At 71.5% G+C, this 8,858-nt stretch carries 6 protein-coding genes; 1 reads left to right on the top strand and 5 read right to left on the bottom strand.

Going from position 1 to position 8,858, the window contains the following annotated elements; genetic code table 11:
• Positions 1-22 precede the first annotated feature (22 nt).
• Complete coding sequence (locus tag AB0K10_RS31430; protein WP_363689574.1) at positions 23-1,087, top strand: methyltransferase; 1,065 nt, start codon at positions 23-25, stop codon at positions 1,085-1,087.
• A 53-nt stretch (positions 1,088-1,140) separates the two neighbouring features.
• Here the strand turns inward: AB0K10_RS31430 and AB0K10_RS31425 are convergent, their stop codons facing one another.
• The 5 genes from AB0K10_RS31425 to AB0K10_RS31405 all read right to left on the bottom strand — a co-directional run bounded on the left by AB0K10_RS31425 (position 1,141) and on the right by AB0K10_RS31405 (position 8,847).
• Complete coding sequence (locus AB0K10_RS31425; protein ID WP_363689572.1) at positions 1,141-2,685, bottom strand: MFS transporter; 1,545 nt, start codon at positions 2,683-2,685, stop codon at positions 1,141-1,143.
• A gap of 121 nt (positions 2,686-2,806) precedes the next feature.
• Positions 2,807-3,421 carry a TetR/AcrR family transcriptional regulator gene (locus AB0K10_RS31420; protein WP_363689570.1) on the bottom strand — a complete coding sequence of 205 codons (615 nt, stop codon included), beginning with the start codon at positions 3,419-3,421 and terminating at the stop codon, positions 2,807-2,809.
• A 43-nt stretch (positions 3,422-3,464) separates the two neighbouring features.
• On the bottom strand, positions 3,465-4,937 hold the full coding sequence (locus tag AB0K10_RS31415) for an FAD-dependent monooxygenase (RefSeq protein ID WP_363689568.1): 1,473 nt from the start codon (positions 4,935-4,937) through the stop codon (positions 3,465-3,467).
• Positions 4,938-4,969: 32 nt separating this feature from the next.
• Complete coding sequence (locus AB0K10_RS31410; protein ID WP_363689566.1) at positions 4,970-8,017, bottom strand: amino acid adenylation domain-containing protein; 3,048 nt, start codon at positions 8,015-8,017, stop codon at positions 4,970-4,972.
• Positions 8,017-8,847, bottom strand: coding sequence for a hypothetical protein (locus AB0K10_RS31405; RefSeq protein ID WP_363689564.1), 831 nt, complete (start codon positions 8,845-8,847; stop codon positions 8,017-8,019). The genes AB0K10_RS31410 and AB0K10_RS31405 overlap by 1 nt, the downstream gene beginning before the upstream one ends.
• Between the last annotated feature and the right edge of the window lie 11 nt (positions 8,848-8,858).

Genomic DNA, 8,858 nt, shown 5'->3' with positions numbered 1-8,858 from the left:
CCACGACCAACGGAAGGTCACCATGACCCAAGGCACCGCAACCGGTCTCGACGAGGCCTATCGCAGCGAGATGAACCACATGCACGTGACTCGGCTGGCCGGCAGCGGCTGGTTCTCCCGTGCCCTGGCGGTCGCGGCCCGGCTGGGCATCGCCGACCTGGTCACCGAGCAACCGATGACGGCCGAGGAGATCGCCGCCCGAACCGGCTCGGAGCCCCAGGTGATGCGCCGGCTCCTGCAGATGCTCAAGGTCTGGGCCGTGTTCGAGCGGGACGAGGAGGGCCGCTACAGCCTGACCGAGAAGTTCGCGCCGCTGCGCGAGGACCACCCGTTCTCGATGCGCAACTACTGCATTCTGATGGCGGAGACCTACGACGACGCCTTCGCCGGCCTGGGCGAGACCCTGCGTACGGGCGGCTCGGGTTTCCGGGCGGTGTTCGGCGTGTCGCTCTACGAGTGGCTCGAACGTGCGGAGAACGCCGAGACGGCGGCCATCTTCGACCGGGCGATGGCGGAGCTGTCCCGTCCGGTCGCGGCCCTGCTGGCGCGGCAGCGGGACTTCTCCGAGGTGCGGACGGTCGTCGACGTCGGCGGCGGCGGGGCGGGCATGGTGGCCGGCCTGGTCGCCGCCCATCCGCACCTGCACGGGGTGTGCGCCGACCGGGCCAGCGTCTGCGAGCGCGGCCCGCAGCAGCTCGCGAAGGTGCGCGGGGAGGACGTCAGCGCGCGGGTGAGCTTCCAGCCCGCGGACATCTTCACCGAGGTGCCCACCGGTGGTGATCTCTACCTTCTCAAGAACGTCCTGCACGACTGGACGTTCGACAGCGGCGTGCGGATCCTGACGTCGATCGCCGAGGCGATGCGCCGCACCGGCGCCGCGTCCCGGCTGCTGGTGCTGGAGCCGTTGGTGGAGACCGACTTCGACGCCGTACGCGCGATGTTCCAGCGCGTGGTGTGCGAGGAGGGAACCGGCTTCACCCGCGCGGACCTGGAGAAGATGATCGAGGCGGCCGGCCTGACCGTGGTCTCCGTCGACCAGCTGGTCAGCAACCACACCGTGTTCGAATGTGAACTCACCGGCGAGTGAGCACGCACAAGGGCGGGCCCGGTCACCCGGGCCCGCCCTTTTTCCCGGCCGCCCTACCGTGTCGGCCGGTTGTCGACCAGCGGCACCTCACGGATGAAGTACGCGGACAGCAGCGCGATGGCGCCGGCCACCGCGGTGCCGATGGCCACGACGTGCAGGCCGTGGGTCACCGCCGCCGACCAGGCTGCCCGCACCGCCGGGGCCATCGAGTGGAGTTCCTCCGGGTCCAGCCGGGTGCTGCCCGAGGAGAGCAGGTCGGCCGAGCCGAGCCTGTCGGTCAAGGTGTTGGTCAGGGCGCCGAGGTAGAGAGCCCCGAAGAGTGCCGCGCCGATGCCGCTGCCCATGGTGCGAGTCAGCGAGCCCATGCCCATGGCGGCGCCGATGTCGCGCGGCTCCACGCTCATTCGGATGATCAGGATCGTGTTCTGGATGAGGCAGCCGAGCCCGACACCGAGCGGGATTCCGACCAGGGAGGCGAGCATCGGGTTGGTGTCCGGCCCGAGCAGGAGCACCAGCAGCATGCCGACCACGACCCCGGCGCCGCCGATGATCGGCAGGATCCGGTAACGGCCGGTCCGACGGATGTAGGCGGAGCTGCGGTTCATGACCACCACCATGCCGACCATCATCGGGATCAGCAGGAAGCCGCTCTTGATCGGGTCGACGCCGCGGGCGCTCTGGAAGTACTGCGGTAGGAAGTTGACGGTCGCGACCATCGTCACGTTGAACGCGAAGCCGAGCACCTGGGCGAGCGAGAAGTTGCGGGTGCCGAACATCCGGAACGGCACCAGCGGCTCGGGTGCGCGGCGCTCGACGTGGACGAACGCCGCAGTGGCGACGACCACCACCGCGGTCAGCCCGATGATCAGCGGGGAGCCCCACGCGTACTTCGTGCCGGCCCAGCCGGTGACCAGGGTGAGGCAGACCACCGCTGCGGTGAGCAGCAACGTGCCGAGGTAGTCGATGCGCACCTTGGCCGCCTTCGGCCGCATCGGGACGTTGACCCCGATGACCGTGCCGAGCAGGCAGAGCAGTCCGAACGGGACGTTGACGTAGAAGATCCAGCGCCAGCTGAGCGAGCTGGTGATGACGCCGCCGACGAGCGGGCCGGCGATGAGCGCGATGCCCAGCAGCAGTCCGGTCCAGCTGGAGATCCGGGTGGACTCCTTGGGCGGCAGGAGCGCCTGCACCATCGCCACCGCGCCGACCAGCAGGCCGCCCGCGCCGACGCCCTGCAACGCCCGGAAAGCGATGAGCTCGCTCATGTTCTGGGCCAGGCCGCACAGCATGGAGCCGGCCAGGAAGACCGCCACCGACAGCAGGAACATGGTCTTGCGGTTGTAGAGGTCGCTGAGTTTGCCCCAGACCTGCGTGGAGGCGGCGATCGCCAGCGCGTAGGACGTGATGATCCAGGTCATCGACTTCAGTCCGCCGAGGTCGCCGACGATGCTCGGCAGCGCGGTGGCGACGATGTAGCTGTCCATCATGCCGAGGAACATGCCGAACAGCGCGCCGGCGATCCCGAGCTTGAAGAAGCGAGGGTATGCCGCCGCCTGCTCCGGCGGCGGGGCCGTGGCGGCGGTGGTCGTCTCGGACATCGCGTCTCGCCCTTCTATCGCATTCTGTTGCTGACTGGTCACTGTGAGTTGCTCCCGAGGGCAGGCGGCATTGCGGGCGCACGATGGCGCCCGCCTGCCGTCGAAAAGAGAAAGAGCCGGATTACGTGGGTGGTGGAGGAAGCCCTTCGGCGATGCCGTCGAACACCTCGCGCAGCACCCGCGACATCGCCACCGTTGGGTCGGTCTGCACGTAACGGTTCAGGACCGCGTTGACAGCGCCGATCGTGACGTTGGCGACCAGCCGTGGGTACAGATCGACCTTGGGGTCGGTGCCGGTGCGCTCGGCGATCGCCTCGACCAGGTCGTCGATGGTGTTGCGGGCCAGGGCGACCTGCATCTCGGGCGTCGCGTTGAGCTTGCGGATCTCGAGGATCTGCTCGTCGGTCGGCCGGCCGAACGGGACTCCGTCGTCGCGCAGCGGCTCGATCAGGGCCTCGGCGATCGCGGTCCACAGCGGTTCGGAAGCCGGGCGGGTGCGCAACAGCTCGGCGCTGCGGTGGATGCGGTGATTGACCCGGTAGGCCAGGGCGTCGTACTTGCTGGCGAAGTAGTTGCTGAACGTCCGCAGGGACACCCCGGCTCGCGCCGCGACGTCCTCCCGGACGAAGTTGTCGAGGCCGCGCTCGAACATCAGTTCGAGTGCGGCATCACTGAGGGCCTTGCGGGTGTCGAGCTTCTTGCGCTCGCGCAGCCCGAACGATGCTTCCTCCGGCATGGGAGCAACAGTACCCGCGCGATTGCCCTGAAGGCAACTTTGCCTACAAGGCAGTTCCGAACCAGGTCGTCAGCGCCGTCTCCAGGCCCTCGGTCGCGCCGTCCTCGCCGGCCCAGGCGACGATCCCGTCCGGGCGCACCAGCACGCCGGTGAGCCCGGGACGGCCCGGACACTTGGTGGTCTGGGTCCGGACCCGGCCCATGGCGAGATCCCGCACGGCCGCCGACCCGGCGAGGTCGAGCAGCAGCCCGCCGCCGGCGGTCAGGTGCTCGCCGAGGCGGGTGCCGTCGGCGAACTCGAGGTCGGGGGCCGACGTGCCGGCGAGCGGGTGGCTCCCGAGGCCCGGATAGCGATGCCGGAGCCCGGACAGGCGGGTGGCCACGTAGGTGGCACCGTCCCGGGTGGCCAGCAGGCCGGTGACGACCTCGCGCAACGCGGCCGAGTGGGCGTCGGGGCGCATCAGGGCGGCCTGCGCGCGGGTCCAATCCAGCACCCACTCGGCGATCGGGCGGCGCTCGGTGGAGTACGTGTCGAGCAGGCCACCGGGCGCCCCGCCGCGAATCGTCGCGGCCAGCTTCCAGCCCAGGTTGACCGCGTCGCCGAGACCGAGGTTGAGCCCCTGGCCGCCGAACGGCGAGTGCACGTGCGCGGCATCCCCGGCCAGCAGCACCCGGCCGATGCGGTAGGTCGCGGCCAGGCGCGAGTTGTCGGTGTAGCGGGTGGCGGTCCGGACCTCGCCGATCCGGATCTCGGTGCCGCTGACCCGCCGTACGCTGTCCTCGATCTCGGTGGCGGTGACCGGTGCGTCGCGGTCGGCGGGTGGGCCGTCGAACTCGACGGTGACGATCCGCCCCGGCATCGGCCAGTAGCCGATCTGCCCGCCGGCCGCGGCATGCCAGCCGGGACACAGGCCCCCGGCGTCGGCCAGCTCGACCACTGCCTGGCGGCCGGTGAGCGTGGGACCGGTGCCGGGAAACGCGAACCCGGCGAGCTTGCGCACCGCGCTCCGGCCGCCGTCGCAACCGGCCAGCCAGCCCGCCCGTACGCTCTCGCGGCCGAGCCGGACCGTCACGCCGCCGTCATCGGTCTCGAACCCGGTCAGCTCGACACCCCGGCGCACCACCGCGCCCAGGGAGATCGCGTGGTCCTCGAGCACCTGCTCGAGTCGCTGCTGCGCGACCATGAGCTCGCCGGCCGGACCGGTGTCGCGAAACGCCGGATCGCCGGTGTCGATCAGGTCGCCGTCGATGGGAATCCCGGCGAACTGCCCGGCCGGCCGGGGGACTCCCGGGGGGCGCGTCCGGGCGAACGCCGGGCGCTGCCGGGCCAGGGCGGGCAGCAGCCCGCGCCGGTACATCGCCTCCGCGGTGGCCGTGCTGATGCCACCCGCCTTGATCGTCGGGTCGATCCCGGTACGCCGTTCCACCACCAGCACACCCACCCCGGCGAGCTGCAGCTCGCCGGCGAGCATGAGGCCGACCGGGCCGCCCCCGCAGATCACCACGTCGGTCTCCATGGCGCCGATCGTGGCGTACCTTTCGTGCTCGTTCAACTCGCGGCGCCCTCGCGGACCCGGTCGGCCAGGCCGCCCGGTGTCGGGTTGTCGAACAAGTCCTTCAGCGTGAGCCGCACCCCGGTGCTCTCCTGCACCTGCTGCAGCAGCTTGACCCCGAGCAGCGAGTGGCCGCCGTGGGCGAAGAAGTTGCTGTCCCGGTCGACGTCCCCGCGTTCGAGCAGCGTCCGCCAGAGCCCGGTCATCGCGCCGGCGAGGTCGTCGGCGTCCTCGGCGGGAACGGCGGCGGGAGCCCCCCGGGCCGCGCGCAGCTCCTCCGCCCGTCGGCGCAGCGCGGGATGGTCCACCTTGTCGCTACCGGTCATCGGGAGGGCCTCCAGGACGACGAACTCGTGGGCGACGGCCGAGTTGGGCAGCACCCGGTGCGCGTGCTCCCAGAGCTCGCCGGCGATGTCGGGGCGGCCGGGCGCGGTGACGAACGCCCACAGCGCGCCGTCGCCGCTGGGATCGCCGACCAGGACGACGGCGGCGCCCGTGACATCCGGATGGGACAGCAGGACCTCCTCCACCTCGCCCAGCTCGATCCGGTTGCCGCGCAGCTTGACCTGCCGGTCCATCCGGCCGAGCAGCTCCAGCCGCCCGTCGTGCGTCCACCGGGCCAGGTCTCCTGTGCGATAGAACCGACCGAGGGCCGGGCTCTCGCCGAACCGCTGCTCGGTCAGCTCCGGACGGTCGTGGTAGCCGGCGGACAGGCCGGCGCCGGCGATGCACAGCTCGCCGCGCACCCCGAGGGGCAGCGGCGTGCCGTCCGGCCCGGCGACGTGCACGCGCGTGTTGGCGATCGGCGTGCCGACGGTGATCGTGTCCTCGTCACCCGGCTTGATCACGCCGCCGGTCGACCAGACCGTGGTCTCGGTCGGGCCGTAGAGGTTGAACAACAGGCATCCGGTCGCGGTCAGCCGGCGGGCGAGCGTCGGCGGCAGCGGCTCCCCACCGGTGATCACCGTGCGGCCGTCCAGCCGGTCGGCCACGTCGCCGACGACCAGCCGCCAGGTGGTGGGCGTGGCCGAAACGATCGACACGTCGTGGCGGTCCAGCACCTCGGCGAGCACGGCGCCCCGGGTGCGGGCCTCGTCCGGGGCGATCACCAGCGTCCCGCCGGCGGTGAGCGGCAGGAACAGCTCGAGGGTGGACATGTCGAAGCTGAACGTGGTCACCCACAACATCGAGCGGCCGCGGGCGTCGAGCGTGTCCGCGAAGTGCGTGACCAGGTTGGCCAGCGCGCGGTGGGTGATCCGGGTGCCCTTGGGCCGTCCGGTCGAGCCCGACGTGTAGATCAGGTAGGCCAGGTCGTCGGCGGTCACCGGCGGCTCGGCGAGCACCGTGGCCGCGGCCGGTGGCACGTCGTCGACGCCGACCAGTGGCAGCGCCCGCCGGTCCCCGGGCACCGTGACGCCCGGCCCGGCCAGCACGATCGCCGCGCCGGAATCGTCCAGCTGGTAGGCGATCCGCTCCTCCGGATGCTCGGGGCTCAGCGGCAGATAAGTGGCGCCGGCCAGCCAGACCCCGAACACCGCGGCGACCAGCTCGGGGCTGCGCGGGGCGAGCAGTGCGACCACGTCACCGCGGCCGACCCCGGCCTCGGCGAGCCGGTCGCGGGTGGCCTCGGCCGCGGCCCACAGCCGCCGGAGCCCGACCCGGCGGTCGCCGTCGACCACCGCCACCCGGTCCTCGGCTGCGGCGGCGACCATCTCCGGCACGGTGGCCGGCTCGACGGTACGGGCGGTGTCGTTGGCCGCGCCGATCACCTCGTGGTCGCGGTCCGCCCACACCGGAGTCTCGCCCAACGGTCGGTCGGGGTGCTCGGCCAGCGTGACGAGCAGCGCGTCGTAGCGGGCCAGCAGCATGTCCACGTCGGCACGGTCGAGGACCTCGCTGCTGAACCCGGCCCGCACCTCGATCTGACCGGCCGCCGAGGTGACGAAGAACTCCAGGTCGAACTTGCTCGACCCGGTCTCGATCATGAGCTGCTCGGCGGGCCGGCCGTCGATCGTGAAGGTCGCCCTCGTCTCAGCTGGCGCGTAGTTGAAGGTGTGCCGGAACAGGTCGTTGCGCCCCGATCCAGCCGCCCGCGGCAGATACTCGAGGATCCGCTCCGCCGAGTAGTCCGCGTACGCCATCGCGTCGAAGAACTCACGCCGGTTGAGGCGTACGAAGGATCGGAAGCTCTCCGCCCGGTGAACCGGTGTCCGCAGCACCACGACGTTGGCGTGATAGCCGATCGCCTGCTCCGCCTCGGGAGGGCGGACGTTCACCGGCGAGCCGATCGTCAGGTCCGGGCCCGCCCCGTGCGCGGCCAGCAGCACGCCGTACGCCGCGGCAAGCACCACCGACTCGGGCGCCCGCAGGTCCCGCCGCATCCGGGCGACCGCGTCCCGGGCCCCGGCCGAGAGAGCGCGGGTCAGCACGTCACCGGCGAGCGTCGTCGTTGCGGGCGCCGGCTTGGCGCACCACAGTTCGAGCGCGGCTGGGTCGAACCCGTCGAACTTCGCCCGCCAGTACGCCTCGCTGCCGTCCCGGGCGGGCCGCTCGGCCCAGACCGCGACGGTCCCCGGATCGGGGTCCTCGCCGGTCGCCAGCGCGTCGTAGCGCGCGACGAACTCGGCCAGCAGCACGGCCGAGGAGCGCCCGTCGAAGTTCGCGTGATGCACCGCGACGCAGACCGCGTCCACCGCGCCCCGGGTCACGTGCGCGGCCCGCACCAACAGCTCGCCGTCCGGCTGGAAGGGCCGCGCCACGAAGGCGGTGAGCCAGTCGGCCAGGTCCTCGCCGTCGAGCTCGGCCCGGACCACCTCGACGCGGGCGCGTTCGGCCGGCAAGGTCTCGCGGACCAGGCCGTCCGATGACTCACGGAACACCCGGCGCAGCACCTCGTACCGGCGGACCAGGCCGTCCACCGTCGACTGGACGAGCTCGGGTCGCAGCCGGCCGTCGACACGGAAGGTCATGTTCAGGTTGTTCACGCCGGTGCCCGGCACGATCTCCTCGAGCAGCCACAGCGCCTGCTCCTTGGGGTCAATCATCATCGCTCCAGAAGCTTGTCGACGGTCTGCGCCACCTCGCTGGAGCGCAGGAGCTCGGTGTGCTCCTCGGCGAAGCCGATCTCGTCGGAGACCAGCGGGCCGGTGCCCATCTCACCGGTGCGCCGCAGCCGGTTGAGTCCGCTGTCCGGGCTGGTCGAGCTGAGCGCGGTGGCGCCCAGCCAGGCCGGGCGCGGGTCGAGGTCCTCGGCGATGCTGAGGTACGACAGGAACGCGCTGAACAGCTCCAGCATCTCCTGGCCGTAGCCTGGGTCGAGCCCGGCCCGCTCGAACGCGCCGTTGGTGAACCGGCGGAACTCGCCGAACATCTCCCGGGAGTACCGCCGCACCGAGATGTCCTCGACGCTGGCCAGCTCGCCGAGCTTGGCGTGGATCTCGGCGATCTCGGCCTCGGCCAGGACCGTGTTCAGCATCGTGAGGACCTTCGTCAGCTGGTACTGGATGGTCACCAGCTGGGTCTGCTCGGGGTCGAGGAGGATGAGGTCGGGTGGGCTGCCCTGGAACCTGGCCACCCCGTCGGCGAGCGCCGCCCCGTAGACCCCGCCGAGGCAGAAGCCGAGCACCGCGCGTACCGGCAGGCCGATCTCGCGCACCGGGGCCAGCCACGACTCGAGGTACTCGCCGGCATCGACGGGGGAGTCCGGGGCGACCGGCGCCGGCGAGATCAGCCAGTAGTTGCTGTCATGCCGCAGCATCGGCACCAAGTCGGGAAATCCGGCCTCGGCCCGCCCGGTCGTCTGAAAGTCGGCGCAGAGGACGACTTCCTGTGACGTCGAGTTGCGCAGTGCCGTCCACGTGCTCTTGAGGTTCATGTGCACACTTT

The sequence above is a fragment of the Micromonospora sp. NPDC049274 genome, assembly GCF_040678875.1.
GTDB lineage: Bacteria > Actinomycetota > Actinomycetes > Mycobacteriales > Micromonosporaceae > Micromonospora.
Note: the sequence above shows the minus strand (reverse complement) of the source record. Positions and strands in the feature narration are given on the sequence as shown.